The organism is Pseudoroseicyclus sp. H15 (assembly GCF_054353345.1).
Genome location: NZ_JBTHJE010000007.1, coordinates 62,072 through 88,465, shown reverse-complemented (window position 1 = coordinate 88,465; position 26,394 = coordinate 62,072). Strand labels below are relative to the sequence as shown.

At 67.1% G+C, this 26,394-nt stretch carries 29 protein-coding genes; 20 read left to right on the top strand and 9 right to left on the bottom strand.

Going from position 1 to position 26,394, the window contains the following annotated elements; genetic code table 11:
• Nucleotides 1-36 precede the first annotated feature (36 nt).
• From ACXN5S_RS16890 to galE, 12 genes are all read left to right on the top strand, one after another.
• The gene (locus tag ACXN5S_RS16890) at nucleotides 37-1,278 is read left to right on the top strand and encodes a glycosyltransferase family 4 protein (RefSeq protein ID WP_458606644.1); all 1,242 of its coding nucleotides are present in this window, start codon (nucleotides 37-39) and stop codon (nucleotides 1,276-1,278) included.
• A gap of 1 nt (nucleotide 1,279) precedes the next feature.
• A complete protein-coding gene (locus ACXN5S_RS16885; protein WP_458606643.1) occupies nucleotides 1,280-2,530 on the top strand; it encodes a Zn-dependent hydrolase in 1,251 nt (416 codons plus the stop codon).
• A gap of 104 nt (nucleotides 2,531-2,634) precedes the next feature.
• Nucleotides 2,635-2,952, top strand: a complete 318-nt coding sequence (locus tag ACXN5S_RS16880) for a hypothetical protein (RefSeq protein ID WP_458606642.1) — start codon at nucleotides 2,635-2,637, stop codon at nucleotides 2,950-2,952.
• A 29-nt stretch (nucleotides 2,953-2,981) separates the two neighbouring features.
• On the top strand, nucleotides 2,982-3,779 hold the full coding sequence (locus ACXN5S_RS16875) for an endo alpha-1,4 polygalactosaminidase (RefSeq protein ID WP_458606641.1): 798 nt from the start codon (nucleotides 2,982-2,984) through the stop codon (nucleotides 3,777-3,779).
• Between the two features lie 22 nt (nucleotides 3,780-3,801).
• Entirely contained in the window at nucleotides 3,802-5,256 is a 1,455-nt protein-coding gene (hydA, locus tag ACXN5S_RS16870; protein WP_458606640.1) for a dihydropyrimidinase, read from the top strand.
• Between the two features lie 61 nt (nucleotides 5,257-5,317).
• On the top strand, nucleotides 5,318-5,737 hold the full coding sequence (locus ACXN5S_RS16865) for a VOC family protein (protein WP_458606834.1): 420 nt from the start codon (nucleotides 5,318-5,320) through the stop codon (nucleotides 5,735-5,737).
• 427 nt (nucleotides 5,738-6,164) lie between these two features.
• Nucleotides 6,165-6,950, top strand: coding sequence for an ABC transporter ATP-binding protein (locus tag ACXN5S_RS16860; protein ID WP_458606639.1), 786 nt, complete (start codon nucleotides 6,165-6,167; stop codon nucleotides 6,948-6,950).
• Nucleotides 6,947-7,279 carry an EamA family transporter gene (locus tag ACXN5S_RS16855; RefSeq protein WP_458606638.1) on the top strand — a complete coding sequence of 111 codons (333 nt, stop codon included), beginning with the start codon at nucleotides 6,947-6,949 and terminating at the stop codon, nucleotides 7,277-7,279. The genes ACXN5S_RS16860 and ACXN5S_RS16855 overlap by 4 nt, the downstream gene beginning before the upstream one ends.
• Nucleotides 7,276-8,208: an ABC transporter permease gene (locus tag ACXN5S_RS16850; protein ID WP_458606637.1), complete on the top strand. Its 933-nt coding sequence runs from the start codon at nucleotides 7,276-7,278 to the stop codon at nucleotides 8,206-8,208. Before ACXN5S_RS16855 ends, ACXN5S_RS16850 begins: the two co-directional genes overlap by 4 nt.
• A complete protein-coding gene (locus ACXN5S_RS16845; protein ID WP_458606636.1) occupies nucleotides 8,205-9,050 on the top strand; it encodes an ABC transporter permease in 846 nt (281 codons plus the stop codon). Before ACXN5S_RS16850 ends, ACXN5S_RS16845 begins: the two co-directional genes overlap by 4 nt.
• A gap of 65 nt (nucleotides 9,051-9,115) precedes the next feature.
• Nucleotides 9,116-10,117, top strand: a complete 1,002-nt coding sequence (locus ACXN5S_RS16840; protein WP_458606635.1) for an ABC transporter substrate-binding protein — start codon at nucleotides 9,116-9,118, stop codon at nucleotides 10,115-10,117.
• A 107-nt stretch (nucleotides 10,118-10,224) separates the two neighbouring features.
• Nucleotides 10,225-11,244 carry a UDP-glucose 4-epimerase GalE gene (galE, locus tag ACXN5S_RS16835; RefSeq protein ID WP_458606634.1) on the top strand — a complete coding sequence of 340 codons (1,020 nt, stop codon included), beginning with the start codon at nucleotides 10,225-10,227 and terminating at the stop codon, nucleotides 11,242-11,244.
• A gap of 217 nt (nucleotides 11,245-11,461) precedes the next feature.
• On the opposite strand, the gene rpsU is transcribed toward galE, so the two are convergent.
• The gene (gene rpsU, locus ACXN5S_RS16830) at nucleotides 11,462-11,668 is read right to left on the bottom strand and encodes a 30S ribosomal protein S21 (protein ID WP_163895163.1); all 207 of its coding nucleotides are present in this window, start codon (nucleotides 11,666-11,668) and stop codon (nucleotides 11,462-11,464) included.
• Between the two features lie 198 nt (nucleotides 11,669-11,866).
• Here rpsU and ACXN5S_RS16825 point away from each other — a divergent pair, with 198 nt between their 5' ends.
• The 5 genes from ACXN5S_RS16825 (at nucleotide 11,867) to ACXN5S_RS16805 (ending at nucleotide 16,269) form a co-directional block, all read left to right on the top strand.
• The gene (locus ACXN5S_RS16825; protein WP_458606633.1) at nucleotides 11,867-12,568 is read left to right on the top strand and encodes a COQ9 family protein; all 702 of its coding nucleotides are present in this window, start codon (nucleotides 11,867-11,869) and stop codon (nucleotides 12,566-12,568) included.
• Nucleotides 12,569-12,573: 5 nt separating this feature from the next.
• On the top strand, nucleotides 12,574-13,551 hold the full coding sequence (locus tag ACXN5S_RS16820; RefSeq protein ID WP_458606833.1) for an NAD(P)H-quinone oxidoreductase: 978 nt from the start codon (nucleotides 12,574-12,576) through the stop codon (nucleotides 13,549-13,551).
• A 144-nt stretch (nucleotides 13,552-13,695) separates the two neighbouring features.
• Entirely contained in the window at nucleotides 13,696-14,430 is a 735-nt protein-coding gene (locus ACXN5S_RS16815) for an SDR family oxidoreductase (RefSeq protein ID WP_458606632.1), read from the top strand.
• Nucleotides 14,431-14,587: 157 nt separating this feature from the next.
• Nucleotides 14,588-15,346, top strand: a complete 759-nt coding sequence (locus ACXN5S_RS16810) for an electron transfer flavoprotein subunit beta/FixA family protein (RefSeq protein WP_458606631.1) — start codon at nucleotides 14,588-14,590, stop codon at nucleotides 15,344-15,346.
• A complete protein-coding gene (locus ACXN5S_RS16805) occupies nucleotides 15,346-16,269 on the top strand; it encodes an electron transfer flavoprotein subunit alpha/FixB family protein (RefSeq protein ID WP_458606630.1) in 924 nt (307 codons plus the stop codon). The genes ACXN5S_RS16810 and ACXN5S_RS16805 overlap by 1 nt, the downstream gene beginning before the upstream one ends.
• A gap of 88 nt (nucleotides 16,270-16,357) precedes the next feature.
• Here the strand turns inward: ACXN5S_RS16805 and ACXN5S_RS16800 are convergent, their stop codons facing one another.
• A complete protein-coding gene (locus tag ACXN5S_RS16800; protein ID WP_458606629.1) occupies nucleotides 16,358-17,215 on the bottom strand; it encodes a DUF6473 family protein in 858 nt (285 codons plus the stop codon).
• 152 nt (nucleotides 17,216-17,367) lie between these two features.
• Here ACXN5S_RS16800 and ACXN5S_RS16795 point away from each other — a divergent pair, with 152 nt between their 5' ends.
• A complete protein-coding gene (locus tag ACXN5S_RS16795; RefSeq protein ID WP_458606628.1) occupies nucleotides 17,368-18,246 on the top strand; it encodes a 3-hydroxybutyryl-CoA dehydrogenase in 879 nt (292 codons plus the stop codon).
• A gap of 75 nt (nucleotides 18,247-18,321) precedes the next feature.
• On the opposite strand, the gene ACXN5S_RS16790 is transcribed toward ACXN5S_RS16795, so the two are convergent.
• Genes ACXN5S_RS16790 through ACXN5S_RS16760 form a run of 7 tightly spaced genes read right to left on the bottom strand, consistent with a single transcriptional unit; the run spans nucleotide 18,322 to nucleotide 23,778 of the window.
• On the bottom strand, nucleotides 18,322-19,215 hold the full coding sequence (locus ACXN5S_RS16790) for a lysophospholipid acyltransferase family protein (RefSeq protein WP_458606627.1): 894 nt from the start codon (nucleotides 19,213-19,215) through the stop codon (nucleotides 18,322-18,324).
• Nucleotides 19,216-19,237: 22 nt separating this feature from the next.
• A complete protein-coding gene (locus ACXN5S_RS16785) occupies nucleotides 19,238-19,519 on the bottom strand; it encodes an HPr family phosphocarrier protein (RefSeq protein ID WP_458606626.1) in 282 nt (93 codons plus the stop codon).
• A gap of 28 nt (nucleotides 19,520-19,547) precedes the next feature.
• Complete coding sequence (locus ACXN5S_RS16780; protein ID WP_458606625.1) at nucleotides 19,548-19,967, bottom strand: PTS sugar transporter subunit IIA; 420 nt, start codon at nucleotides 19,965-19,967, stop codon at nucleotides 19,548-19,550.
• Nucleotides 19,964-20,890: an RNase adapter RapZ gene (gene rapZ / locus ACXN5S_RS16775; protein WP_458606624.1), complete on the bottom strand. Its 927-nt coding sequence runs from the start codon at nucleotides 20,888-20,890 to the stop codon at nucleotides 19,964-19,966. The genes ACXN5S_RS16780 and rapZ overlap by 4 nt, the downstream gene beginning before the upstream one ends.
• Before the next feature lie 4 nt (nucleotides 20,891-20,894).
• A complete protein-coding gene (locus ACXN5S_RS16770) occupies nucleotides 20,895-21,314 on the bottom strand; it encodes an HPr kinase/phosphorylase (RefSeq protein WP_458606623.1) in 420 nt (139 codons plus the stop codon).
• 3 nt (nucleotides 21,315-21,317) lie between these two features.
• Nucleotides 21,318-23,066: an ATP-binding protein gene (locus tag ACXN5S_RS16765; protein WP_458606622.1), complete on the bottom strand. Its 1,749-nt coding sequence runs from the start codon at nucleotides 23,064-23,066 to the stop codon at nucleotides 21,318-21,320.
• Between the two features lie 10 nt (nucleotides 23,067-23,076).
• On the bottom strand, nucleotides 23,077-23,778 hold the full coding sequence (locus tag ACXN5S_RS16760; protein ID WP_458606621.1) for a response regulator transcription factor: 702 nt from the start codon (nucleotides 23,776-23,778) through the stop codon (nucleotides 23,077-23,079).
• Nucleotides 23,779-24,111: 333 nt separating this feature from the next.
• Between ACXN5S_RS16760 and ACXN5S_RS16755 the strand changes: the two genes are divergently transcribed.
• Together ACXN5S_RS16755 and ACXN5S_RS16750 are read left to right on the top strand one after the other, a co-directional pair.
• Nucleotides 24,112-25,710 carry a phosphoenolpyruvate carboxykinase gene (locus ACXN5S_RS16755; protein WP_458606620.1) on the top strand — a complete coding sequence of 533 codons (1,599 nt, stop codon included), beginning with the start codon at nucleotides 24,112-24,114 and terminating at the stop codon, nucleotides 25,708-25,710.
• Between the two features lie 169 nt (nucleotides 25,711-25,879).
• On the top strand, nucleotides 25,880-26,386 hold the full coding sequence (locus tag ACXN5S_RS16750; protein ID WP_458606619.1) for a DUF3859 domain-containing protein: 507 nt from the start codon (nucleotides 25,880-25,882) through the stop codon (nucleotides 26,384-26,386).
• Nucleotides 26,387-26,394: the final 8 nt, after the last annotated feature.

Here is a 26,394-nt window from a genome sequence, read left to right as displayed (position 1 = left end):
GGCCCACCGCCTGCCGAAACCGGCGGAAGGAGCCGCATGAAACGCCTGCTCGTCTTTCAATATGGTGACGTCCGGGCGGCCATGCGCACCTTCGCCGACGGCGGGCTGGAGACCTATTACGACCAGTACCGCGCTGTTGCCTACCTGCAGGACCGCGCCTCGAAGGGGCTGAACATCACCGTTGCCTACCCGGTGGACGAGGATGCCTTCGACGAAGAGGTCTCGCCCGGGCTGCGCTGCATCGGCATCCCGCCCCGGCGTTTCTACGACGCACAGCTCGGCAGCCAGCTTCTGCAGACAAGCGGCGCCGATGCCGTTGTCGTGGCAGCGCCTCATGCGCGGATGCTGCATGCCGCCCGCGCGGCGGGCCTGCCCGTCTTCGCGAATTTCGGCGATATCTTCCGCCGCGTGCGCCCCTGGGAGCTGACGCGCAGCGAAGGCCTGCGCCGGATGCGCGACAACCTGCGCCTGCGCAGCGTGCTGGACACCCAGAACGTCACCGCCGTCGGCAACCACTCGCTCGACGCCTCGCTCTCGCTGCACCATGTGCTCGGCCTGCCGAAAGAGCGCATCACGCCTTGGGAATGGACAGAGCTGGCCGTCGCGCCCCGGGCACAGCCCTTCTGCGAAAGCGGGCTGAGCCTCGCCTATGCCGGCCCCATCACCGAGGCGAAGGGCGTGGGCGACCTGCTGCGCGCCACCGCTGCCCTGCGCGATGCCGGCGTGCCCACGCGGCTGGTGCTGTTCGGCGAGGGGACGGACCATGCCACGCTGGAGGCCGAGGCGCGGGCGTTGAAACTCGGCAGCGCCGCGCGCTTTGCCGGCCTGCGCCCCAATGTCGAGGTGCGCGCCGCCTTCGCCGAGGCCGATGCCGTGGTGGTGCCCTCGCGCCCCGCCGATACCGAGGCGCTGCCCACGGTTATCATGGAGGCGCTCTCCGTCTCGACCCCGCTGGTCATCTCGAACCATCCCGTTTTCTCGCTGCGGTTCGAGCATGAGGAAGACGCGCTGATCGCCCCCATGGGCGACCCGGGCTCGCTCGCCCGCACCCTGCGGCGCATCGCGGATGAGCCCGGTCTGGCGCGAAAACTGTCGAAGGCGGCGCCGCGTGCGCTGTCGGGCTTGCGCTTCGGCACGGTCTGGTACGACCTTATGACGGAATTCCTCGGCGATCCCCGGGGCGAGACCGGCTGGGTCACCCGCCGCTCACTCGCCACTCTGGAGGCCGAGGCCCAAGCCGCGCGCGCCAGCGTGCCGCCCCAGGATGAAGGAGCCTGACATGCCTGCACCCGGTGAAAACCTGAAGATCGACGGCGCCCGCCTGTGGGACAGCCTCATGGAGATGGCCAGGATCGGCCCCGGCGTGGCGGGCGGCAACAACCGGCAGACGCTGACGGATGCCGATGCCGAGGGCCGCGCCCTCTTCAAGCGCTGGTGCGACGAGGCCGGGCTGACGACCGGCGTCGACAAGATGGGCACCATGTTTGCCCGGAGAGAGGGGGAGGACCCGACGGCCCTGCCCGTCTACGTGGGCAGCCATCTCGATACCCAGCCCACGGGCGGCAAATACGACGGCGTGCTCGGCGTGCTCGGCGGGCTGGAGATCATCCGCACGCTCAACGATCTCGGAATAAAGACGAAGCACCCCATCGTGGTGACGAACTGGACCAACGAAGAGGGCACCCGCTTCGCCCCCGCCATGCTCGCCTCCGGCGTCTTCGCCGGCGAGCACGAGCTGGACTGGGCCTACGGGCGCAAGGATGCAGAGGGCAAGAGCTTCGGCGACGAGCTGGAGCGCATCGGCTGGGTCGGCGAGGAGGAGGTCGGCGGGCGGCAGATGCACGCCTTCTTCGAGCTGCACATCGAGCAGGGGCCGATCCTGGAGGCCGAGGGCAAGGACATCGGTGTCGTCACCCACGGGCAGGGCCTGTGGTGGCTGCAAGTGACGCTGACCGGCAAGGATGCGCATACCGGTTCCACCCCGATGCATATGCGGGTGAACGCGGGCCTCGGCATGGCGCGGATTACCGAGGCGGTGCACCGGATCGCAATGGAGCATCAGCCCAATGCCGTGGGCGCCATCGGGCAGGCCAATGTCTATCCGAACTCGCGCAACGTGATCCCCGGTAAGGCCGTCTTCACCATCGATTTCCGCTCGCCGGAGCTGGAGAAGCTCACCTCCATGCGCGAGCAGCTGGAGAAGGAGGCGGCCGAGATCGCGGATGATTTGGGCCTTGGCATCGAGATCGAGCCGGTCGGGCATTTCGACCCGGTGACCTTCGACGAGGGCTGCGTGACCGCGGTGCGCAGCGCGGCGGAGCGGCTGGGATACAGCCATATGGATATCGTCTCGGGCGCCGGGCACGACGCCTGCTGGATCAACCGGCTCTACCCGACCTCGATGGTCATGTGCCCCTGCGTGGATGGCCTCAGCCACAACGAGGCCGAGGAGATCAGCGAGGAGTGGGCCCGCAAGGGGGCCGACGTGCTGTTCCACGCCGTGGTCGAGACGGCGGAGATCGTAGAGTGAGCAGCCGCTCGTCCGCCCTGGCGGGCGGCCTCGCCCGTCGGAACCGGCTGGGCCGGCGGGGGTTGACCCTACCCGGCGCGGCGAGAAGGATCGCTGCAAGCCGAATGGCCACGACCATCAAGGACAAGCTACGAATGACGTTCCGCCTCCACCGCGCCGCGCTGCTGTTGCCGCTGGCGCTCGCCGCCTGCGCCAGCATCGACCTTTCCGCCCTGCCCGGCATCGAGCCGGCCACGCCCGAGCCGCCGCCCCCGCCGCCGGCCGAGGTGACCGCCGCCCTGCCCGCCGGCACGCCCAACTCGGTGACCTTCCAGAACACCGACGGCTGCTGGCTGTTCTCGATCGAGCGCAAGGACCCGCCCTCGGGCTTTTACGTGCGCGACGAGGCCGGCAACCCGATCTGCACGCCGCGCGAAGGCTGACCCCGGCCAGACCGCCCGAAAGGAGCCCGATGCGCTCAGTCTCCCTGCCGCGACCGTCTTTGCGCCCCGCCGGCGGCAGCCTCGCCGCCGCCGCGCTGGCGGCCTGGGGCGGGGGCGGGCTGGCGCAGGAGGCGCCGCGGTGGGACTGGCAGCTGCAGCCGCCCTTTGAGCTGAGCGGCGATGTTGCGATCATCGACCTCGATCCGGACGAGGTGGACGCGGCAGAGGTTCAGGCGCTGCGGGCGCGCGGCTTAAAGACCATCGCCTATATCTCTGTCGGCACCTGGGAAGAGTGGCGCGCGGATGCCGGCGACTTCCCCGAAGCGGTGCTGGGCGAGGTCTACGGCGACTGGCCCGACGAGCGCTTCCTCGACATCCGCGATCAGGCCACGCTCCTGCCCCTCATGCGGGCGCGCTTCGCCCGCGCCGCGCAGATGGGGTTCGATGCGATCGAGCCGGACAATCTCGACGTTCATATCAACGACAGCGGCTTCCCTGTCGGCGCCGCCCATGTGGTCGCATATGCCACCGCGCTCGCCGAGATGGCGCACGGGATGGGCCTTGAGATCGGGCAGAAAAACGTGCCGGACCTCGTGCCGCAGCTGCTGCCCGCCATGGATTTCATGATCGCCGAGGGCTGCTTCATCGATGGCTGGTGCGACGCCACCCTTACCTACATCGCCGCCGGCAAACCCGTCCTCGACGCCGAATACACCGACACCCCGGTCGATTTCACCGAGGCCTGCGCCTACGCCGCCCCGCATGGCCTCTCGATGATCCTGCATGACCGAGACCTTGCCGGCCCCGCCGTGGCCGCCTGTCCATAAGCCAATCAGAAGGGGAGTGCCCATGAGCACCGTGATCAAGAACGGCACCATCGTCACCGCCGACCTCACCTACAAGGCCGATATCCTCGTCGAAGACGGCAAGATCGCCGAGATCGGGCCGAACCTCTCCGGCGACGAAGAGCTGGACGCGACGGGTTGCTATGTGATGCCGGGCGGCATCGACCCGCATACGCATCTGGAGATGCCCTTCATGGGTACCTTCTCCACCGATGATTTCAATTCCGGCACCCGCGCGGCGCTGGCGGGCGGCACCACGATGGTCGTCGATTTCGCCCTGCCCGACCCGGGGCAGAGCCTGACCGACGCGCTCAAGCGCTGGCACAACAAGTCGGGGCAGGCGCATTGCGATTATTCGTTCCACATGGCGGTGACATGGTGGGGCGAGCAGGTCTTCGACGAGATGAAGACGGTGATCGAGGATCACGGCATCAACACCTTCAAGCATTTCATGGCCTACAAGGGCGCGCTGATGGTGAACGACGACGAGATGTACGCCTCGTTCCAGCGTCTCGCCGAGCTGGGCGGCATCGCCATGGTGCATGCCGAGAACGGCGACGTGGTGGCCGAGCTTTCCGCCCGGCTCCTGCGCGAGGGCAACACGGGGCCCGAGGCGCACGCCTATTCGCGCCCGAGCCAGGTGGAGGGCGAGGCGACCAACCGCGCCATCATGATCGCCGACATGGCGGGCGTGCCGCTCTACGTGGTGCATACGAGCTGCGAGGAGAGCCACGAGGCCATCCGCCGCGCCCGCATGGCCGGCAAGCGCGTCTGGGGCGAGCCGCTCATCCAGCACCTCACTCTCGACGAGAGCGAATATTTCAACACCGACTGGGACCATGCGGCGCGCCGCGTCATGTCCCCCCCGTTCCGCAACAAGAAGCACCAGGATTCGCTCTGGGCCGGGCTGCAATCGGGCTCGCTCTCGGTGGTGGCGACGGATCACTGCGCCTTCACGACGGAGCAGAAGCGCTTCGGCGTCGGCGATTTCACCAAGATCCCCAACGGCACCGGGGGGCTGGAGGATCGCATCCCCATGCTCTGGACGCACGGGGTGGAGACGGGGCGTCTGACGCCGGAGGAGTTCGTCGCGGTGACCTCGACGAACATCGCCAAGATCCTGAACTGCTACCCGAAGAAGGGCGCGATCCTCGTCGGCAGCGACGCCGATATCCTCGTGCTCGACCCGGCGAAGGAGAAGACCATCACCGCGTCGAAGCAGGCCTCTGCCATCGATTACAACGTCTTCGAAGGGCAGAAGGTGAATGGCCTGCCGCGCTTCGTGCTCACCCGCGGCCACGTCGCGGTGACGGATGGCGAGCTGACGACGCGCGAGGGGCATGGCGAGTTCGTGAAACGGCCGGGCAACGGGTCGGTGAACCGGGCACTCTCCAGCTGGAAGTCGCTGACCAATCCGCGGCCCGTAGAGCGGTCGGGCATCCCGGCGAGCGGGGTTTGAGCGGGGGGACGATTTCCGCGCGGAAATCGTGCACGGAAATCGCGCGATTTCCGTGGCCCCGGTGACGGGCGTGGCGCTCTCGGGCATCCTCGAGGCGGCGCTCTACGTGGACGACCTCGAAGCGGCGGCGGCCTTCTACGGCGGCACGCTGGGGCTGGAGGAGATCACCCGCGCCGAGGAGCGGCATGTCTTCTTCCGCTGCGGGTCGTCGGTGCTCCTCTGCTTCATCGCCGAGGCGACGGAGCAGCCGCCGGCGCCGGATGCGCGGCTCCCCGTGCCGCCGCATGGCGCACGGGGGTCGGGGCATGTGTGCTTCTCGGCCGAGGCCGCGGAGCTGGACCGGCTGGCGGAGGCGCTGCCGGCCGCAGGGGTGGAGATCGAGGCAGATTTCCACTGGCCGCACGGGCCGCGCTCGATCTACGTACGCGACCCGGCAGGCAATTCCGTGGAATTCGCGGAAATGGCGCTTTGGGGGCGGTGACGAAAGTCAATCATGGACGGCGTGCTAAGTGAGATATCGTTTCTTCAGGCCCCGTAGGGTGGGTTTCAAGCCCACCATTCCCGAGCCCATCCAAGAAACCACCTCGTACGCCGCCCCGTGGGGTGGCGCTCCGACCTTTCCGCTATCGCACTTTATGACCGCCAAGCCCCTCCCACAGCGAGCTAAGCGCTTACGGAAGCCAGCCCGCCGGGACGGGCCGGCGCTCGCGCGGCGCCTGCGGCTTGATTCCGCGCGGGGTATGGAGCGGCCATGACAGCCTCCTCCACCGCCCACCAAATGACCAACCGCCCAGCTCATACGCAGATCGCACCGCCCGCCATCTTGGCAAACGCCCCTCTCTCGGCTTTGGTGGGCGCATGAAGTTCGCACCCCATCCGCGCCGCCGCCCCTTGCCCCGCGAGGCCGCATGACCGGCGCCCCCGTCATCTCCGCCAAGGATCTGAGCCTCGTCTTCCATACCGGCGACGGCGACGTGCACGCGCTGAAGGACGTCTCGCTCGACGTCGCCAAGGGCGAGTTCGTCTCCTTCATCGGGCCGTCGGGCTGCGGCAAGACCACCTTCCTGCGCTGCATCGCCGGGCTGGAGCAGCCGACGGGCGGCACCCTCACCGTCAACGGCCTCTCCCCCGACGCCGCCCGCCAGGCGCGCGCCTATGGCTACGTCTTCCAGGCGGCCGGGCTCTACCCGTGGCGGACCATCGGGGGCAACATCCGCCTGCCGCTGGAGATCATGGGCTTCTCCAAGGCCGAGCAGGAGGAACGGGTCGCCCGGGTGCTGGAGCTGGTCGAGCTCTCCGGCTTCGAGAAGAAGTTTCCCTGGCAGCTCTCGGGCGGCATGCAGCAGCGGGCCTCGATCGCGCGGGCCCTCAGCTTCGATGCCGATATCCTGCTGATGGACGAGCCCTTCGGCGCCCTCGACGAGATCGTGCGCGACCGCCTCAACGAAGAGCTCCTGCAGCTCTGGGCGCGCACCGAGAAGACCATCGGCTTCGTCACCCACTCGATCCCCGAGGCGGTCTACCTCTCCACCAAGATCGTCGTCATGTCCCCGCGCCCGGGCCGGATCACCGACGTCATCGACAGCCCCCTGCCCCGCGAGCGCCCGCTGGATATCCGCGACACGCCGGAGTTCATCGCCATCGCCCACCGCGTGCGCGACGGACTGCGCGCCGGGCATACGGAGGACGCATGAGCGCCGGCTTCTATGCCTGGCTCGGCGGGGCGATGGTGGTGTTCCTCGCCGCCTCGTGGCTCCTGCGCGCCTCCCTCGACAAGCCGGGCTGGCTGCTGATCGCCTGCGCGCTGGCGCTCTACACGCTCGGCAACCTGATGATGCTGCGGCTGATGCGTGAGAGCGGCATGGCCGTCGCCATCTCCATCTCCGCCGTGCTGCAGCTGCTGCTCGCCAATGCCGTCGCCTTCGTCTGGTTCGGCGAGCGGCCGGCGCCGATGCAGATGGCGGGCATCGCGCTCGGCGTCGCCGCCGTGGCGCTGATCGTGATGCCGAGGACGGCCCCATGAAGGCGGCGCTCCCCGTCCTCGCCGTGCTCGCCCTGATCGGGGCGCTCTGGTACGCGGCCGTGCCCTTCATGAACATCCGCGTCTCGCTCGACCTCGCCGAGCGCATGGGAGAGACGGTGGAGCCCGAGGGCGTGAACGTCCGCCGCGAGCTCTCCGTCCCCATGCTGCTCCTCGGCAACCCCGGCCGGATCGGCGAGACCTTCCGGCTGGAGCGCCCCCGTCTGCCCACGCCCGGGCAGGTGCTCTCGGAACTCTGGGCGACCTCGGGCGCCATGGTGCTGGAGGGGCGCGGCTTCTCGAAACGCTCGCTCATCTACCACGGCTGGATCACCCTGCGCTCCACGCTCTCGGGCTTCGCGCTAGGCCTCGCACTCGGCCTCGCGGGGGCGGTGGCGATCACCTATGCGCGGGTCGTCGAGCGGTCGCTGATGCCCTGGGCGATCATCTCCCAGACCATCCCCATCGTGGCGTTGGCGCCGATGATCGTCGTGCTCTCCTCCCAGATCGGGGTGGAGGGGCGGGGCCTGCCGAAGGCGATCATCTCCGCCTACCTCTGCTACTTCCCCATCCTCGTCGGCATGGTGAAAGGCCTGAACTCGCCCTCCGACCAGCAGCTCGACCTGCTCAAGACCTACTCCGCCTCCGGCTTCCAGGGCTTCTGGAAGCTGCGGCTGCCGGCCTCGATGCCCTATCTCTTTGCCTCGCTGAAGGTCGGCATCGCCGCCGCGCTCGTCGGCACCATCGTGGGCGAGCTGCCGACGGGCGCCATATCGGGCCTCGGCGCGCGCATCCTCATCGGCGACCAGTTCGGCACGCCGCTCGCCATCTGGGCCGCCCTCCTCGCCGCGGCGATCCTCGCCGGCGTGCTGGTCACAGCGCTCGATGCCGTGCAGCGGGTCGTGCTGCGGCGCCGGGGGATGGCGGCATGAGCTGGCTCGCCATCATCCTGATCGTCTGGCCCCTCGCCTGGGCGCTGAACGTCGCCATGGTGCGCTCCGCCTTCGGCAACACGCGCACCGTCTCTCTGCTGGTGCCGCTCATCTTCGGCGCCACCCTGCTGCTCCTCTGGGAAGGCCTCGTGCGCCACTTCCAGATCATGCCGGTCATCCTGCCCGCCCCCAGCGACGTCTGGCAGACCTTCCTCGCCTCGCGCGCCACGCTCTGGGGCGATTTTCAGCAGACCGTCCTCAAGGGCGCCCTCTCTGGCTTCGCCATCGGCAGCCTCGCCGCCTTCCTCGCCGCGATCCTGATCGACCGGTCGAACTTTCTCACCCGGGGGCTTCTGCCCATCGGCAACTTCGTCGCCGCGCTGCCCATCGTCGGCATCGCGCCGATCCTGGTCAGCTGGTTCGGCTTCGACTGGCAGTCGAAGGCCGCCGTCGTCGTGGTGATGGTGTTCTTCCCGATGCTGGTAAACTGTGTGCAGGGCCTGCGCGAGACCGATGCGATGCAGCGCGACCTGATGCGTACCTATGCCGCGAGCTATGGGCAGACGATGTGGCGGCTGCGGCTGCCCGCCGCCATGCCCTTCATCTTCAACGGCCTGAAGATCTCCGCCACGCTGGCGCTGATCGGGGCCGTGGTTGCCGAATATTTCGGCTCTCCGACGCAAGGGATGGGCTTTCGCATCTCTACCGGCGTCGGAAGCTTGTCGATCGACCTCGTCTGGGCGGAGATCATGGTGGCGGCCCTTGCCGGCACCGCTCTTTACGGGGTCGTCGCCTGGATCGAACGGAGGCTGTGCTTCTGGCACCCCTCCCACAGAAAATGAGGCCCGCGACGGAAGACGGGCATGAGGCCGGCAGAGCAGAGAAGACAGGGAAAAGGATGAAATCCATGAAGACCAAGTTCACGACCGCCGCCGCGCTTGCGCTGGCCGCCCTCGCCGCCCCCGCCATGGCGCAGGACAACGAGGTGACGCTGCAGCTGAAATGGGTCACGCAGGCCCAGTTCGCCGGCTACTACGTCGCCCTCGATCAGGGCTTCTACGAGGAGGAGGGCCTCGACGTCACCATCCTTCCCGGCGGCCCTGACATCGCCCCCGAGCAGGTGATCGCCGGCGGCGGCGCCGATGTCATCACCACCTGGATGGCCGCCGCCCTCGCCGCGCGCGAACGCGGCCTGCCGCTGGTGAACATCGCCCAGCCCTTCAAGACCGGCGGCCTGCAGCTCACCTGCCTGAAGTCCACCGGCGTCGAGAGCGAGGAAGACTTCCCGGGCCGCACGCTCGGCGTCTGGTTCTTCGGCAACGAATACCCGTTCTACGCCTACATGGCCTCGCTCGGCCTGCCGACAGATGGGTCTGAAGAGGGTGTCGAGGTGCTCCGCCAGGCCTTCAACGTCGATCCGCTGGTGCAGGGGCAGGCCGATTGCATCTCCACCATGACCTACAACGAATATGGCCAGGTGCTGGATAACGGCTTCGCCGAGGACGACCTCGTCAACTTCAACTACCTCGACATGGGCATCGGCATGCTTGAGGACGGCCTCTACGTGATGGAGGAAGACCTCGAGGACCCCGAGTTCGTCGACAAGATGGTCCGCTTCGTGCGCGCCTCGATGGAAGGCTGGAAGTGGGCCGAGGAGAACCCCGAGGAAGCCGCCGAGATCGTCGTCGACAATGACCAGACCGGCGCCCAGACGCTGGAGCACCAGGTCTACATGATGGGCGAGGTCGCCAAGCTCACCGCCGGCTCCAACGGCGCGCTCGACCCCGCCGATTACGAGCAGACGGTGGCGACGCTGCTCTCCGCCGTCTCCGAAGAGAACCCGGCGATCACGGAGGAGCCAGAGGGCGCCTACACGCTGGAGATCACCGACCAGGCGCTCAGCGAGTAAGCACAGCTGCACTGAGTTGAACGGGGGGCCCATCTGGCCCCCCGTTTGTCATTTCAGCTTTGGCCTGAGCGGGTTAACTAGGCCTGATTTTCAGGCGGAGAGATTTCATGCGCGTTCTCGTCACCGGAGGGGCCGGATTTATCGGCAGCCACACCCTGGTGGAGCTCTTGGGCCAGGGCCACCATTGCTGCGTCATCGACAATTTCGACAACGGCTCGGCGGAGGCGCTCGCCCGCGTGCGCCAGCTCACCAACGGCCCGATGGATGTGCACGAGGCCGATATCCGCGACACCGCCGCGCTCACCGGCATCGCGCAGGACTTCCGCCCCGAGGCCGTCATCCATTTTGCGGGGCTGAAGGCGGTGGGCGAGAGCGCCGAGCGCCCGGTCGATTACTACGAGGTCAACGTCGGCGGCACGCTCAGCCTAATCCGCGCGATGGAGGCGTCAGACTGCGGGCGGGTGATCTTCTCCTCCTCCGCCACAGTTTACGGCGAGCCGCAATACCTGCCCTTCGACGAGGCGCATCCGATCCAGCCGACCAATGTCTACGGCCAGACCAAGGCGATGGCCGAGCGCGTGCTCACCGACTGGGCCGTCGCCGCCCCGGGCCGTGCCGCGGTGCTCCTGCGCTACTTCAACCCCGCCGGCGCCCACGCCTCCGGCCGCATCGGGGAGGACCCGGCGGGCATCCCCAACAACCTCATGCCGTACCTGGCGCAGGTGGCGACGGGCGAGCGCGAACACCTCTCCATCTTCGGCGACGATTACGACACGCCCGACGGCACCGGGGTGCGTGACTACATCCATGTCGTCGACCTCGCCCGCGCCCATGTCGCCGCCCTTGGCCGTGCAGAGGCGCTGGAGGGCGCCGAGCCCATCAACGTCGGCACCGGCCGGGGCTATTCGGTGAAAGAGATGCTGGCCGCGTTCTCCGCCGCCGTGGGCCGCGACCTGCCCTACCGCATCGCCCCCCGCCGCGCCGGCGACGTGGCGACCTCCGTCGCCGACCCGAGCCGCGCCAAGGAGCGGCTGGGCTGGCAGGCCGAGTTCGGACTGCATGAGATGGCGAGAGACATCTGGGCCTGGCAGAGCGCGAATCCCCGGGGGTATCGCTCCGGCACCTGAGCCGCCACCGCGCTCACAGCCCGCGCCCCCTCGATCCTCCGCCGAGCGCGGCTGGCCACCCCCGCCCCTGTCATTGCTCTAAAAAAATCCCGGGGGCTCCGGGGGCTGGCCCCCGGTCCCGCACTCTCCACCAGCACAACGCCCCCCGGAAACGACAAACCCCCGAGGCCAGGCCACGGGGGTCGTCAATTCTACCGAAAAACCGGAAGGGAAAGTCTTAGAGCAGACCTTCGCGCTGCAGCTTCTTGCGGGCGAGCTTGCGCTGGCGGCGAATCGCTTCGGCGCGTTCGCGGGCCTTCTTCTCGGAGGGCTTCTCGAAATGCTGCCGGAGCTTCATCTCACGGAAGACGCCTTCGCGCTGGAGCTTCTTCTTCAGGGCACGGAGCGCCTGATCGACGTTGTTGTCGCGGACGGAAACCTGCATGTGGGTGTCACCACCTTTCTTGCTAGAGTGTCGGAAACTTGCAGGAGTGGCCCATATAGGGGCCTTCCGCCCGCCTGTCCACCCGCTTTGGGCCCCGCAAACCTGCACGAGGGCTGGGGCCGCCCTGCACGGGCCCCGCATTGAGAAATCCCGCCGCCGGGCTAAATATGCTCCACAGACGGAGCGATGGAGGCCCCCATGCAAGACATGCCGCACCCCGACGATCCTGCCCCCGAAGCGCCCTCGCCGGGCCTCGATGCGCTGATCGACGCCATCACGGCCCATGTGCCCTTCGATGGCTGGTCGGATGCCAGCTTCCGCGCCGCTGCCCACGATGCCGGCCTCCCTCTCGCCGAGGCCCGGGCCCTTGCGCCCCGCGGCGCCGTCACGCTTGCTGCGGCCCTGCACCGGCGCGGCGATGCCGCCCTGCACACGGCCCTCGCCGGTAAGCTCGACGGGCTGCGCTACAGCGAGAAGGTCGCCCGCGCCATCGAGGAGCGGTTGCGCCTCGCCGGAGATATCGAGGTGCTGCGCCGCTCTACCTCGCTGTTCTCGCTGCCGCAGAACGCCCCGCTGGGCTCGCGCCTGATGTGGGAGACGGCGGATACCATCTGGCGGGCGCTCGGCGATACCTCGACCGATGGCAATTGGTATTCCAAGCGCGCCATCCTCACCGCTGTCTATTCCTCGTCGCTGCTCTACTGGCTGGGCGACCAGAGCGAGGGGCATGAGAAGTCGCGCGCATTCATCGACCGCCGCATCGCCGACGTGATGCGCTTCGAAGAGACCAAGGCGCGGCTGCAGAAGAACCCGCTCTTCGCCCCCGGCTTCAAGCTGTTCGAGCGCATCCGCGCGCCCAAGTCGGCAGATCTTCCCGGCCGGTGGGACATGCCGTCGTGAGTCAGATGAAGGTCGTCGAGATCACCCGCCCCGGCGGGCCAGAGGTGCTGCAGCCCGCCACCCGCCCTGTGCCAGAGCCGGGGGCCGGGGAGGTTCGCATCCGCCTGGCCTACGCCGGCGTGAACCGCCCCGATTGCCTGCAGCGCGCCGGCAATTACGCGCCGCCGCCCGATGCCTCCGACCTGCCGGGCCTTGAAGGGGCCGGCACGGTCGAGGCCGTCGGCGGAGGTGTAACCTGGCCCACGGTCGGCGATGAGGTCTGCGCCCTCTTCCCCGGCGGCGCCTATGCCGAAGCGGCGATCACCGCTGCCGGCCATTGCCTGCCGGTGCCGCAGGGGATGTCGCTCAAACAGGCGGCCTGCATGCCGGAGACCTATTTCACCGTCTGGTCGAATGTCTTCATGCGCGGCGGCCTGCAGGGCAGCGAGCGCTTTCTCGTGCATGGCGGCTCGTCGGGCATCGGCACGACGGCGATCCAGCTCGCCCATGCCTTCGGTGCCCGCGTCTTTGCCACCGCCGGCTCGGCGGAGAAATGCGAGGCTTGCACGCGGCTCGGCGCCGAGCGGGCCATCAACTACCGCGAGGAGGATTTCGTTGAAATCCTCAAGGCGGAGGGCGGCGCCAACCTGATCCTCGACATGGTCGGCGGCGATTACATCCCCCGCAACCTGCAGGCCCTCGCGATGGAGGGGCGTCTCGTGCAGATCGCCTTCCTCCAGGGCCCGAAGGCCGAGATCAACTTCGCCGGCCTCATGGTGAAGCGGCAGACGATCACGGGCTCCACCCTCCGCCCGCAAAGCGTCGCCGCAAAGGCTGCCATCGCCGAGGAGCTGCGCGCCCATGTCTGGCCCCTCCTCGCCGCCGGTCGCATCGGCCCGGTGATGGACGAGACCTTCCCGCTCGATGACGCCTCCGCCGCCCATGCGCGGATGGAAGAAGGCGACCATATCGGCAAGATCGTCCTGCAGATCGCGGAAGGCTGATCCGCCGCCTGTCCCCGCGAACGGCCCGGCGTCATCAGACGCTCAGGCATGTTGTCGCATCCCTTAGCGAAGGCGCAGAGCCGCCCTTATCTCAAGTGTCAGAGAGGGCCCCACGGGGCCGGACAGACATGAAAGGGATATGGCATGACCATGCAAGTTTCCGATCTGAAGATCATCATCACCGGCGGCGCCAGCGGCATTGGCGCCGCGACCGGTCGGATGCTGGCCGAGGGCGGCGCTCAGGTGATGCTCGCCGATGTGCAGGACGCAGAGGGCGAGAAGCTTGCGGCCGAACTCGGCGACAAGGTGATCTACCGCCACCTCGACGTCACCAGCTCTGACGACTGGGAGGCCGCCGTGGCCGCGGCCGAGAGCGCCTTTGGCGAGGTCAACGCGCTCTTCAACAACGCTGGCATCGTCGGCCCGGGCACCGTTGCCGCGGGCACGCCCGAGTCGTTCGACAAGACGATCGACATCAACCTGCGCGGCGTCTACCGCGGCCTGCATTTCGCGGCGCCCGCCATCAAGCGCGCCGGCGGCGGTGCCATTGTCAACACCTCCTCCACCGCGGGCCTGCAGGGCTATGCGGGGCTGGCCGCCTATACCGCCAGCAAATGGGGCGTGCGCGGGCTGACGAAATCGGCCGCACTGGAGCTCGGCCCCGATAACGTGCGCGTTGTCTCCCTCCACCCCGGCCCCATCCACACGCCGATGACCGAGAGCTACGACGACAGCGCCGTCGCCGGGCAGCCGATCAAGCGGTTCGGCGAGCCCGACGAGGTGGCGCGGATGGTGCGCTTCCTGCTGACGGAAGCAACCTATTCGACCGGTTCGGAATTCGCGGTCGACGGCGGCGCCACCGCCGGCCAGATCGCATAGCGACAGCAACCTGGGGGCGGCGGGCTGACCGCCGCCCCTCCCCCGCCTGCAAACGTGGCGTCGGCAGCTCCCCTAGCGTCGGTTTTGCGCTTCAATCGGCCCGCGCCCCGCGCTACCCATGGCGCGATTTGGAAAAAAGACCGCCGGGAGGCCGCTTATGAAGGTTCTCGTGCCCGTCAAACGGGTCATCGACTACAACGTGAAGGTCCGCGTGAAGGCGGACGGCAGCGGGGTCGATCTCGCCAACGTCAAGATGTCGATGAACCCCTTCGACGAGATCGCCGTCGAAGAGGCCATCCGCCTCAAGGAAGCCGGCAAGGCCGACGAGGTCATCGCCGTCTCCATCGGCGTCAAGCAGGCGCAGGAAACGCTGCGCACCGCGCTCGCCATGGGCGCCGACCGCGCGATCCTCGTCGTCGCCGCAGATGACGTCCACACCGATATCGAGCCGCTGGCCGTCGCCAAGATCCTGAAAGGGATCGTCGATGCCGAAGAGCCCGGCCTCGTCATCGCCGGCAAGCAGGCCATCGACAACGACATGAACGCCACGGGCCAGATGCTCGCCGCGCTCACCGGCTGGGCTCAGGCGACCTTCGCCAACAAGCTCGACGTCGAGGGCGACAGCGCCACCGTCACGCGCGAGGTCGACGGCGGCCTGCAGACCATCAAGGTCAAGCTGCCCGCGATCGTCACCACCGACCTGCGGCTCAACGAGCCGCGCTACGCCTCGCTGCCGAACATCATGAAGGCGAAGAAGAAGCCGATGGAAGAGAAGACGCCGGAGGATTACGGCGTCGACGTCACGCCGCGGCTCTCCATCGTCTCCACCTCCGAGCCGCCGACGCGGCAGGCGGGCGAGATGGTCGGCTCGGTGGACGAGCTGGTGTCGAAACTCAAAGAGCGGGGGGCGATCTGATGGCCGTTCTTCTTCTGGCAGAAATCACCGACGGCGCCCTGAACATGGACGCGACGGCCAAGGCCGTCTCCGCCGTCGCCTCGCTGGGTGACATCCACCTGCTCTGCGCCGGCGCCTCCGCCCGCGAGGCCGCCGGTCAGGCCGCCACGCTCGGCGTCGCCAAGGTGCTGGTCGCCGAGGACGAGGGCCTCGGCCATCGCCTCGCCGAGACCACGGCGGATCTCATCGTGTCGCTCGCCGGTGACTACGACCACATCGCCGCCCCGGCGACGACGGATGCCAAGAACATCATGCCCCGCGCCGCCGCGCTGCTGGACGTGATGGTGATCTCCGACGTCTCGAAGGTCGTCGATGCCGACACGTTCGAGCGGCCGATCTACGCGGGCAACGCCCTGCAGACGGTGAAGTCGTCGGACGGCAAGAAGGTCTTCACCATCCGCACCTCCAACTTCGACGCGGCCGAGGCCGGCGCCGAGGCCCCCGTCGAGGATGTCTCCGTGCCCGCCGCCTCCGCCCTCTCCGAGTGGGTGGAAGACAAAGTCGCCGCCAGCGACCGCCCGGAGCTGACCTCCGCCGGCATCGTCGTCTCCGGCGGCCGGGGCGTTGGCTCGGAGGAAGACTTCCAGCTCATCGAGAAGCTGGCCGACAAGCTCGGCGCCGCCGTCGGTGCCAGCCGTGCTGCGGTCGATTCGGGCTTCGCGCCCAACGACTGGCAGGTGGGGCAGACGGGCAAGGTGGTCGCGCCCGACCTCTACCTCGCCGTCGGCATCTCCGGTGCGATCCAGCACCTCGCGGGGATGAAGGACAGCAAGATCATCGTCGCCATCAACAAGGACGAAGAGGCGCCGATCTTCCAGGTCGCCGATTACGGCCTGGTTGCCGACCTCTTCACCGCCGTGCCGGAGCTGATCGAGAAGCTCTGACGCCTCGCGGTACAAAAGCGAAACGGCCGGTGCCCCGAAGGCGCCGGCCGTTTTCATTTGAAGTGAAGGGGTCAGTTGAGAAGTGCCGTCAGGCGCTCATCACGCCGCGCATGGCGCCGGCCTGCAGGTTGTCGACGATTGCCGCAGCAGCCTCGCGATGGGCCTTCGGCCCAGGCAGGCCCGCGGCGGCGCCTTCATCCTGCGGCGCAAAGAACATCTCTCCCGTCCCCTCGGCGCGCGCATTGGCGGAGGGCTGCACGAGGATCACCGAGCGCACCATCGGGCGCAGCTGGTCGACCATGCGGCGGGTCACGAACAGCGGCTCGGCCTGCAGCCCCTCGGCCCGATCCGTCCAGTGATGGTCGGAAGGCAGATGGTCGGCGAACCACAGCAGCGAGGTCTGCGGGCCGATCTCGCGGAGGAAGCTCACCATGCGGCTGCTCCAGGCCTGCTGCAGCTCGCCGCGCACGATCTCGAACCGCTCGGGCGACAGCTCGTAGAGGGCCGAGAGCATGTGGCGGGTGAAGCAGAAATCAGCGAAGTCGACCTCGGGATAGATCGCCTCGAGCACCGTGGAGGGCTTGAGGAAGCGGTCATTCCGGCGCGGGTGCACGGTATAGAACCGGTTGGAGAGGTTCTGCGCGCCCATGATCTGCACGATGTTGGTATCGGCGCCGCGGCAGGCATCCACCACCGTCGGCTCGGCCAGGAAGGCCCCGATGGAGGCATTGGCGCAGCCGAAATTGACGCAAGGGGTGCCAAGCTCGCGCTCGACGAGGCTGGGGAACGGCTCTTTGATGAACTTTCCGTAGGTCTCGGTGCCGCCGACGAACGTGATGTAGCGCCCGTCGAGCGAACGCTGCGGGCCACGAAAGAAGATCTTCGACGTGCCATAACGGCACGGCGTGTAGTTCAGACTTCGCCCCTCTAGCGCGTCATGCCGCATGGCACCCACCAGTCATTCCACTCACCCGCAATAGAAATCGCGTCGAAAGCTTTTCAAAAGACTAACCAAAGAATTCTAACCAAAATCCCCGCAGTCCTTGATGCGTCGGCCCACCGGGGCCTATCGTTCTGCAAGGCAGCATGAGGGTTAAAATGGGCAGTATTAAGACCGTTGGGATCGTCGGCGCCGGGCAGATGGGGAACGGCATCGCGCATGTCTTCGCGCTGGCCGGCTACGAGGTGCTGATTACCGATATCAGCGAGGAAACACTGGCAAAAGGGCGCCAGACCATCTCGCATAATCTCGACCGTCAGGTCGGCCGCGGCACCATCACCGAGGGTGACAAAGCCGATGCGCTTGGCCGCATTTCCAGCACAATGAACCTGCACGATCTCGGCCCCCTCGACCTCATCATCGAGGCCGCGACCGAGAAGGAAGCGGTTAAGACGGCCATCTTCGAGGATCTGGTGCCGCATCTCGGGCCGGAAACAATCCTCACCTCGAACACCTCATCGATCTCGATCACGCGACTGGCGAGTCGCACCGACCGACCGGAGAAGTTCATGGGCTTCCATTTCATGAACCCGGTGCCTGTGATGCAGTTGGTCGAGCTGATCCGCGGCATTGCCACCGACAAGGCAACTTTCGACACCTGCCTCGGCGTGGTGGAATCGCTCGGCAAGACCTCTGCGACGGCCGAGGATTACCCCGCCTTCATCGTGAACCGCATCCTGATCCCCATGATCAACGAGGCGGTCTATGCGCTCTACGAGGGCGTCGGCAGCGTGAAGAGCATCGACACGTCGATGAAGCTCGGCGCCAACCACCCGATGGGCCCGCTGGAGCTGGCCGATTTCATCGGCTTGGACACCTGCCTCGCCATCATGAACGTGCTGCACGATGGCCTTGCCGACACCAAGTACCGGCCCTGCCCGCTTCTGGTGAAATATGTCGAGGCCGGCTGGCTGGGGCGGAAGACCAAGCGGGGCTTCTACGATTACCGGGGCGAGGAACCTGTGCCGACGCGGTGAGGGGGCGGCGGGCTGAAGCCCGCCCTACCTGCGTCGGAGGGCCGTAGGGCGGGCCTCGGCCCGCCACACGGTGCCTCACTCGTCTTTCAGAGAGATCGTCCGCTGGCGCAGCCAGGCCATGAAGCCGCGCGGGTCGACACTGCGCTCCTGGCATTCCTCGGCGCTGATCGGCTCGCCGATCACCGGCTTTTGCGGCTTGTCGAAGCTGTGCACGACCTCGTGGATCAGCAGCCCCTGCCGCAGCGTCGGCGACACCATGTTGGCCAGCTGGTACCAGCGCGAATTGCTGCCGGGGAAGAAGCAGGGCACCACCGTCGCGCCCGAGCGGCGGATCATCTTGGCGGTGAAGGGGTTCCACTCCGCCTCGATGGGCGGGCCGAAGGGCGTTTGCGCCGTAGCGACGACGCCCGAGGGAAACAGGGCAATCAGGCCGCCGTCCGCCAGATGGCCCATCGCCTCGGCCCGCATGGCCACCATCTTCTTCTGGCTGTCGGGCTCGTGCGGGAACGGCACGGGGATCATGTATTTCGTCGCGCTCTCATCCAGCCCCGTCAGGATGGAACGCGAGAGGATGCGGTAATCGTCGCGCACCCGGCTGAAGAGATCGGCCAGCACCATGCCATCGACCATGCCGTGCGGGTGGTTGGCGACAAACACCACCGGCCCCGTCTTGGGAATGCGGTCGATCTGGTATTGCGGCGTCTGGATCTCGATGCCCATCGCCTTCATCGTGCCGGGCCAGAAGGCCGGGCCGGGCTGCACGCCCATCCGCTCGAACCGGCGCACGCGGCGCAGGATCTCGAGCTTGCCGGTCATCCACTCGATCGTCTTGATCGTGTTGCGCTTGACCGGGTTGTCGAAGGTTTCGGAATAGGTGAGCGACGACCGGTCATAGAAGCGCGGCGCCGGCTCCTGCCGGGGCGCGACTGGTCCTATCGCTCGCAATTTGCGATTGCTTAGGTCGGTCACGACGGCCCCCTCCTTGGCGAGGTCAATCACCCTCGCCGAACTTGTCCGCCACCAGTGCTGCGATGGCGTCGGCCAAGGCCTTGGCCTCTTTGCCCCTCGTCTCGACTTCAATAGTCGTTCCCTTGGAAGCTGCCAACATCAAAAGCCCCATGATGGAGTCCCCGCTGGCGGACATACCGTCGCGGGAGACCTCGGCTTCGGCATCGAATCGCTCAACAAGGTCGGCAAGCTTGGCAGAGGCCCGCGCGTGCAGCCCCTTCACGTTCATGACCTTGAGCCGCTGGGTGACGGTCTCGCCGGTCATCGGGCTGCCTTTTGCAGGGAACAGGCGCTCAAGAGACACCCCAGCGCGCCGCCGGCTGATCCTGCACGGCCACGTGGCAATCCATGTATTTGCGCGCGGCGGCGAGCGCCCTGTCCGTCGCCTCGGAGACGGTGAGATGCCGCGAGCGGGCCAGCTTGATGAGCATGGGAAGGTTGGCGCCGTAAAGGATGCGACGACCGGCCAGGCCGCAGGCGCGCAGAGACAGGTTGGAGGGCGAGCCACCGAACATATCGGTCACCAGCACAACGCCCTCGCCGCTGTCGACGGCATTGGCCGCCTCGCAAATTTCGGCTTCCTTCGCGGAACGGTCATCGTCGGGGCCGATGGAGATCGCCTTCACCCCGTCCTGATGACCAACCACATGCTCGACCGCCCCGAGATATTCCCGGGCCAAGCCGCCATGGGCAACAATGACGATACCGATCACGGTTTCACCTGCCTGCCATCCCGCCCCGAGAGATCGGCCTCTGCCCTGCGTTCCAGCTCCCTGTGTCGTTTAGACACCTGCCATCCGCCCACCGCAAGCGCATTTGCCAACCGTTCAGCTAGAGCGACCGAACGGTGTTGCCCGCCGGTACAGCCAAAGCCCACAGCCAGATGCGTCTTTCCCTCTGCCCGCGCGGCGGGGAGGACGAGGTTCAGAAGATCGCACAGCTTGGTGAAGAAAGGCTCAAAGAGCGCGTCCTCGGCGATATAGGCCGCCACTGCCGCGTCACGGCCGTCGCTTTCGCGCAGCTTCGGCTCCCAATGCGGGTTGCGCAGGAATCGGCAGTCGAACACGAAATCGAGGCCGCGAGGCAGACCACGCTTGTAGGAGAAGCTCTGCAGCTCGACCGTCAGCAGCTTGCCTTCGGGCGGGGCGAAGAAGCCTTCCACCTCGGCGCGCAGGTCGTGGGGGGAAAGGCCCCCCGTCTCGATCAGCACATCGGCGCGGGCGCGGATCGGCACCAGCATCTCGCGCTCGCGGCGAATACCATAGAGCGGGCCGTCATCGGCCAGCGGGTGGCGGCGGCGCGTTTCGGAATATCTGCGCACGAGCGTGTCTTCGTCGGCATCGACGTAGAGCAGCTCTTCGGCAATGTCGGAGCGGGCGGCGAGGCGGTCGATCACCTCGATCAGCGCCTCAATGGTGAAGTCACGGTTGCGCACGTCCAGGCCCAGCGCGATCGGGCGCGACAGGGCGGGCCCGTCAATCAGGCGGGGCAGAAGAGACAGCGGCAGGTTGTCGATGGCCTCGAATCCGAGGTCTTCTAGCGCGTGCACGGCGGTCGACCGCCCGGCTCCGGACGGACCGGTGACCAGCACTACGCGTTGTCTGCCGTCCTCCGTTCGGGGTGCGGCGTCTTTCATCGTTTCAGGATCTCCGTCCCGACATCATATATAGCCATGTTGCAGGTGCAAAATGGCCCGTGACGGGCTTGTGAAGCAAGGGCAGATGGGAGTCGAGCAGTGTCATTTTTCTGCGCAGCGGCAAACGTGCCTTTTCCACCTGCCCCAGGTCGATGGCGGCGTGAAGGCGGGCGAATGGCCGCACCGGGGCATTGAGCAGCCCGATGTAGCGCGCCTCGATCATGCCGGAGATTTCGGTGGGGGCGCGCGCGACCAGCCCGCCATCCTCCTTCGTCACGATCGTGCGGTCATCCGCCACCAGCTCGGCGCCGAAGGCCATCAGCTCCAGCGCCAGCGCTGATTTGCCGCTGCCCGAGGGGCCGAGGATCAGCAGCCCCCGCCCCGCCACCGCGACGGTGGAGGCATGCAGCACGGTCTCGCTCATGGCTCAGACAGGCAGGCCGACGACGAAGCGGGCGCCCAGCGGCTCCGACGTCGGGTCGGCATCGGTGGGGCGAATGTTCTCGGCCCAGATGACGCCGCCATGCGCCTCGACGATCTGCTTCGAGATGGCAAGGCCGAGGCCGGAGTTGTTGCCGAACTGCTGCTCGGGCCGCTCGGAATAGAAGCGCTGGAAGATCTTCGACAGCGCCTCCTCGGGGATGCCCGGCCCCGTATCCTCGATCACCACCAGCACCCGGTTCTCGCGCTTGCGGGCCCAGACGCGGATCGCGTCGCCCTCTTCGCAGAACGAGACGGCATTGGTGATGATGTTGACGAACACCTGCGCCAGCCGCGCCTCGAGGCCGGAGATCATCACCTGCCCGGGCGGCAGATCGGTGATGAAGTCGATGCCCTGCCGCTTGGCATCCGCGCCGAGGAAGTCGTTGATGTTGCGGACCATCTTGATGAGATCGAAGGTCTCTTCCTCATCCTTCACCAGCTCTGCATCCAGCCGAGAGGCGTTGGAGATGTCGCTGACAAGCCGGTCGAGCCGGCGCACGTCATGTTCCATCACCTGCAGCAGCTTCTCGCGCTGATCCTCGCGCTTGGCGACCCGCATGGTGCCCATGGCAGAGCGCAGCGAGGCGAGCGGGTTCTTGATCTCATGCGCGACGTCGGCCGCGAATTGCTCGTTGCCCTCGATCCGGTCGTAGAGCGCGGCGACCATGCCACGCAGCGCGCTGGAGAGGCGGCCGATCTCATCCGGTCGGGCCGAAAGGTCGGGGATGCGCACCCGGCTGGGCGCCATCTTGCGGGCGTTCTTGTCGCGGCCGATCTCGGCGGCGGCGGCGAGCTCGGCCAGCGGGTTGGCGATGGTCGAGGCGAGCACGAGGCTGAGCGTGACCGATACGATCAGGCCGATGACGAACATCTGCAGCACCCGCTCGCGCTCGACGCGGAGCAGCGCATCGATCTCGCCGGGGGCGGAGGTGACGCCGATGGCGCCGATGGTGCCGCCATCCACCGTGATGGGCGTGGCGACCGCGAAGATGGTGTTGCCCCGCGCGTCGCGCAGGTCGCTCACCGCGTCACCCCCGGCCAGCGCCGTCTGGATCAGCGAGGGCGGCACCTGTTGCGGGGACTGCGCATCGTCTCTGCCGCTTGTGAGCAGGCCTGCCATCGCCTCCCAGGCGCCCGAGAGGGCGTTGGTGATGAGCGTGCCGCCGCCTTCGTAGTCGAGGCCGGCCACCGGCGCGCTCGCGCCCGCCGCGGCGCTGGCCACGATTGCGCCCTCGGCATCGAACACCCAAACGGTCACGCCCCGGCGCAGATCGAGCCGAGCGAGCACATCCTCAGGCGCGCCCGTACCTGTCGCCGCCTCGCCGGCGGCGCCCAGGGCGCGCAGCTCGAAGACATCGGCGATCAGCTCGGCCTCGGCCACGAGGCTGGAGGCGCGCTGGAAGGCGAGGTTGTCGCGGCTGGGAGCGAAATAGAGCATGCCCGTCACCAGCAGGATCAGGGCGACGAGGTTGAAGGTGACGATCTTGCGGGCCAGCGGCGAGCGATTGAGCGTGAAGACACCGCGGCGCCGGCGCCGCAGCTCCTGCATCTCGCGCTCGCCGGTCGACTCGGGGTCGACCCAATCGTCGCCCAGCAGAATGACGTTTCGTTCGGCCCGCTTGCGCGCCGTCATATCCGCGGCACGGCGAACCGACCCAAGATCGCGCACGTCGACCTTCGGTGCGCTGGTCATGCCCTGCCCCTTACTCTTCGTTGTAGCGGTATCCGATGCCATAGAGCGTCTCGATCGCCGAGAACTCGTCATCGGCCTGGCGCATCTTCTTGCGCAGGCGCTTGATGTGGCTGTCGATGGTGCGGTCGTCGACATAGACCTGATCGTCGTAGGCCACATCCATCAGCTGGTCGCGGCTTTTGACGAAGCCGGGGCGCTGCGCCAGAGCCTGCAGCAGCAGGAACTCGGTCACCGTCAGCGAGACGTCGTTGCCCTTCCACTTCACCGCGTGGCGCAGCGGGTCCATCGACAGATGGCCGCGCACCATGACCTTGGTCTCTTCGGTCGTCGGGCCGATATCGCCGGCCACGGCTTCCTGCCGGCGCAGCAGGGCGCGAATGCGCTCGACCAGAAGGCGCTGGCTGAAGGGCTTTTTCACGTAATCGTCGGCGCCCATGCGCAGGCCGAGCACTTCGTCGATTTCGTCGTCTTTCGAGGTGAGAAAGATCACCGGCATGGCGCTTTTCTGGCGCAGCCGCTGCAGCAGATCCATCCCGTCCATTCGGGGCATCTTGATATCGAGAACGGCCATGTCGGGCAGGCGCTTGCTGAACGCATCCAGCGCAGATTGCCCGTCATTATAGGTGTCGACCTCGAAACCCTCCGCCTCCAACGTCATGGACACGGATGTCAGGATATTTCGGTCGTCATCTACCAATGCGATCTTGGACATCGCGCTTATCCTTGCTGCTCGTGAAAGATTTTTGCCTCGATTTTCATAACATATCCCCCGCTTTGCGGCGCCGAATCAATCCAAATCTACGAATCGATGCCGGCAGCATGCCTGATGTGTGGCGAAAATCCCTGAGCAATGGCTAAAATGCCTCACACTCGCCGCAGTGCTGCCTAAGGCCTCATCCTGATGGCGCTAACGGAAAATCCGGTTTGGCGCTAACATCTATGTGGTTGCGCTAACAGGAAAAAATCAGGGTGGCTGATGAAACAAAGCGGGTGCTATGGCGCCCTAGAGATTGCAGATCGGCCGCTGAGCCAGGAGGAGCTGAAGATGGAGCAAGGCAGGGTGAACCCGGAGATGACGCTGGGCCAGCAGGGCCTCGGCGGTCTGGCCGAGATCCACTACAACCTCGGCGAGGCACAGCTGATGGAAGCGGCCCTTGCCAATGGCGAAGGCACCCTCGGCCAGGGCGGCACCCTTCTCGTCACCACCGGCAAGCACACCGGCCGCTCCCCGAAAGACAAGTTCGTCGTGCGCACCCCCACCACCGAAGACACGATCTGGTGGGAGAATAACGCGCCGATGAGCCCCGAGAGCTTCGCCGCTCTCAAGGCCGACATGCTCGCCCATGCCGAAGGCCGCCGCGCCTATGTGCAGGATCTCTACGCCGGCGCCGACCCCGAGCATCGCCTCGATGTGCGCGTGGTGACCGAGCTGGCCTGGCATGGCCTGTTCATTCGCCACCTGCTGCGCCGCCCCGAGCGGGACGAGCTGAGCAGCTTCGTGCCGGAATACACCATCATCAACATGCCGAGCTTCAAGGCCGACCCCGCCAAGCACGGCTGCCGCAGCGAGACGGTGATCGCGCTCAACCTCGACGAGAAGATCATCCTGATCGCCGGCACAGAGTACTCGGGCGAGAACAAGAAGAGCGTCTTCACCCTGCTCAACTACCTGCTGCCCGACGAAGGTGTCATGCCGATGCACTGCTCGGCCAACCACGCCCCGGGCAATCCGGTCGACACGGCGGTGTTCTTCGGCCTCTCCGGCACCGGCAAGACCACCCTCTCCGCCGAGCCCAGCCGCGTGCTGATCGGCGACGATGAGCATGGCTGGTCGGAAAAGGGCACGTTCAATTTCGAGGGCGGCTGCTACGCCAAGACGATCAGCCTGTCGAAGGAAGCCGAGCCCGAGATCTACGGCACCACCACCCGCTTCGGCACCGTGATCGAAAACATGGTCTTCGACCCTGAAACCCGCGAGCTCGATTTCGAGGACGATTCGATCACCGCCAACATGCGCTGCGCCTACCCGCTGGAAGCGATCTCCAACGCCTCTGACACGGCGCTCGGCGGCCACCCCAAGAACGTCGTCATGCTCACCTGCGATGCCTTCGGGGTGCTGCCGCCCATCGCGCGGCTGACGCCGGCGCAGGCGATGTACCACTTCCTCTCCGGCTTCACCTCGAAGGTCGCCGGCACAGAGGTGGGCGTCTCCGAGCCCTCGCCGACCTTCTCCACCTGCTTCGGCGCGCCCTTCATGCCGCGCCGGCCCGAGGTTTACGGCAAGCTGCTGCAGGAGAAGATCGCCCGCCACGGCGCGACCTGCTGGCTGGTCAACACCGGCTGGACGGGCGGCGCCTATGGCACCGGCAAGCGCATGCCGATCAAGGCCACGCGCACGCTGCTTTCTGCCGCGCTCGACGGCTCGCTGAACGAGGGGATGTTCCGCAAGGATCCGAACTTCGGCTTCGAGGTGCCCGTCTCGGTGCCCGGCGTCGATGCCGCCCTGCTCGACCCGCGCCGCACCTGGGCCGATCCCGCGGCCTATGACGCCCAGGCCCAGAAGCTGGTCGAGATGTTCGCCGAGAACTTCGGCCAGTACGTCCCTTACATCGACGACGACGTCAAAGCCGCCGCCATCGGCTGACGCGCCGCGTCCCAGGTACCCCCGGCCCCGGCCAAAGGCGGGGGGTTTACAGAGGGCGGGCCGCCCCCCGGCCCGCCCTCATCCGTTTCACCCGATGCGCGGCGCCTTGACCCGCCCGGCGGGAGCGATGATCCTGCCGCTCTGGAATGTTCCGCCTGAAAGGTCCCGCATGGCTCTCCTCCGCTCCAAGCTCGCCGCGCTGGCGCTTGCCGCCGTCTCCGGCCTGGCCCTCGCCGCCCCTGCCGCGGCAGAGGATTACGTGTCCGACAGCATCTCGGGCTGGCATGCGGGGGTGATCTGCTCCTCGACCTTCCCGTCGGGCCGTGTGCGCAGCTCGCTGCCCTTCGTGGCCGAGACGCAGATCGTGCCCGCGACGCTTGGCATCGGCTTCGGCGTCGAGGCGCAATCGGGCATAGGGGCGATCGGCAATGTCACTGTCATCGTCACCCACCCGGCCTTCGACGGCAGCGCCGGCAGCCAGCAGCAGCGCTTCAACATGTCGATCTCGGGCGATGCGCTCTCGGCCTTCTACTACCGGCTGGAAGAGCAGAGCGAGGTGCAGACCGGCACCTGGCGAATTGAGGCGCAGGCGAACGGGCAAACGCTCTACGGCATCGATTTCGACCTCATCGCGCCCACGCCCGGCGACGGCCTGCTGCGCGCCTGCGGCCAATAGGCCGAAGG

Bases quoted from the DNA above. Each gene is read 5' to 3' on its own strand.
- ACXN5S_RS16765 (WP_458606622.1), bottom strand. From the start codon at position 23,066: ATGACCAGCGCACCGAAGGTCGACGTGCGCGATCTTGGGTCGGTTCGC.
- ACXN5S_RS16810 (WP_458606631.1), top strand. From the start codon at position 14,588: ATGAAGGTTCTCGTGCCCGTCAAACGGGTCATCGACTACAACGTGAAG.
- ACXN5S_RS16885 (WP_458606643.1), top strand. From the start codon at position 1,280: ATGCCTGCACCCGGTGAAAACCTGAAGATCGACGGCGCCCGCCTGTGG.
- ACXN5S_RS16815 (WP_458606632.1), top strand. From the start codon at position 13,696: ATGACCATGCAAGTTTCCGATCTGAAGATCATCATCACCGGCGGCGCC.
- ACXN5S_RS16770 (WP_458606623.1), bottom strand. From the start codon at position 21,314: ATGAGCGAGACCGTGCTGCATGCCTCCACCGTCGCGGTGGCGGGGCGG.
- ACXN5S_RS16845 (WP_458606636.1), top strand. From the start codon at position 8,205: ATGAGCTGGCTCGCCATCATCCTGATCGTCTGGCCCCTCGCCTGGGCG.
- ACXN5S_RS16875 (WP_458606641.1), top strand. From the start codon at position 2,982: ATGCGCTCAGTCTCCCTGCCGCGACCGTCTTTGCGCCCCGCCGGCGGC.
- ACXN5S_RS16855 (WP_458606638.1), top strand. From the start codon at position 6,947: ATGAGCGCCGGCTTCTATGCCTGGCTCGGCGGGGCGATGGTGGTGTTC.
- ACXN5S_RS16880 (WP_458606642.1), top strand. From the start codon at position 2,635: ATGGCCACGACCATCAAGGACAAGCTACGAATGACGTTCCGCCTCCAC.
- rpsU (WP_163895163.1), bottom strand. From the start codon at position 11,668: ATGCAGGTTTCCGTCCGCGACAACAACGTCGATCAGGCGCTCCGTGCC.
- ACXN5S_RS16860 (WP_458606639.1), top strand. From the start codon at position 6,165: ATGACCGGCGCCCCCGTCATCTCCGCCAAGGATCTGAGCCTCGTCTTC.
- ACXN5S_RS16750 (WP_458606619.1), top strand. From the start codon at position 25,880: ATGGCTCTCCTCCGCTCCAAGCTCGCCGCGCTGGCGCTTGCCGCCGTC.
- ACXN5S_RS16800 (WP_458606629.1), bottom strand. From the start codon at position 17,215: ATGCGGCATGACGCGCTAGAGGGGCGAAGTCTGAACTACACGCCGTGC.
- galE (WP_458606634.1), top strand. From the start codon at position 10,225: ATGCGCGTTCTCGTCACCGGAGGGGCCGGATTTATCGGCAGCCACACC.
- ACXN5S_RS16785 (WP_458606626.1), bottom strand. From the start codon at position 19,519: ATGACCGGCGAGACCGTCACCCAGCGGCTCAAGGTCATGAACGTGAAG.
- ACXN5S_RS16825 (WP_458606633.1), top strand. From the start codon at position 11,867: ATGCAAGACATGCCGCACCCCGACGATCCTGCCCCCGAAGCGCCCTCG.
- ACXN5S_RS16760 (WP_458606621.1), bottom strand. From the start codon at position 23,778: ATGTCCAAGATCGCATTGGTAGATGACGACCGAAATATCCTGACATCC.
- ACXN5S_RS16795 (WP_458606628.1), top strand. From the start codon at position 17,368: ATGGGCAGTATTAAGACCGTTGGGATCGTCGGCGCCGGGCAGATGGGG.
- ACXN5S_RS16820 (WP_458606833.1), top strand. From the start codon at position 12,574: ATGAAGGTCGTCGAGATCACCCGCCCCGGCGGGCCAGAGGTGCTGCAG.
- ACXN5S_RS16805 (WP_458606630.1), top strand. From the start codon at position 15,346: ATGGCCGTTCTTCTTCTGGCAGAAATCACCGACGGCGCCCTGAACATG.
- hydA (WP_458606640.1), top strand. From the start codon at position 3,802: ATGAGCACCGTGATCAAGAACGGCACCATCGTCACCGCCGACCTCACC.
- rapZ (WP_458606624.1), bottom strand. From the start codon at position 20,890: ATGAAAGACGCCGCACCCCGAACGGAGGACGGCAGACAACGCGTAGTG.
- ACXN5S_RS16840 (WP_458606635.1), top strand. From the start codon at position 9,116: ATGAAGACCAAGTTCACGACCGCCGCCGCGCTTGCGCTGGCCGCCCTC.
- ACXN5S_RS16755 (WP_458606620.1), top strand. From the start codon at position 24,112: ATGGAGCAAGGCAGGGTGAACCCGGAGATGACGCTGGGCCAGCAGGGC.
- ACXN5S_RS16850 (WP_458606637.1), top strand. From the start codon at position 7,276: ATGAAGGCGGCGCTCCCCGTCCTCGCCGTGCTCGCCCTGATCGGGGCG.
- ACXN5S_RS16890 (WP_458606644.1), top strand. From the start codon at position 37: ATGAAACGCCTGCTCGTCTTTCAATATGGTGACGTCCGGGCGGCCATG.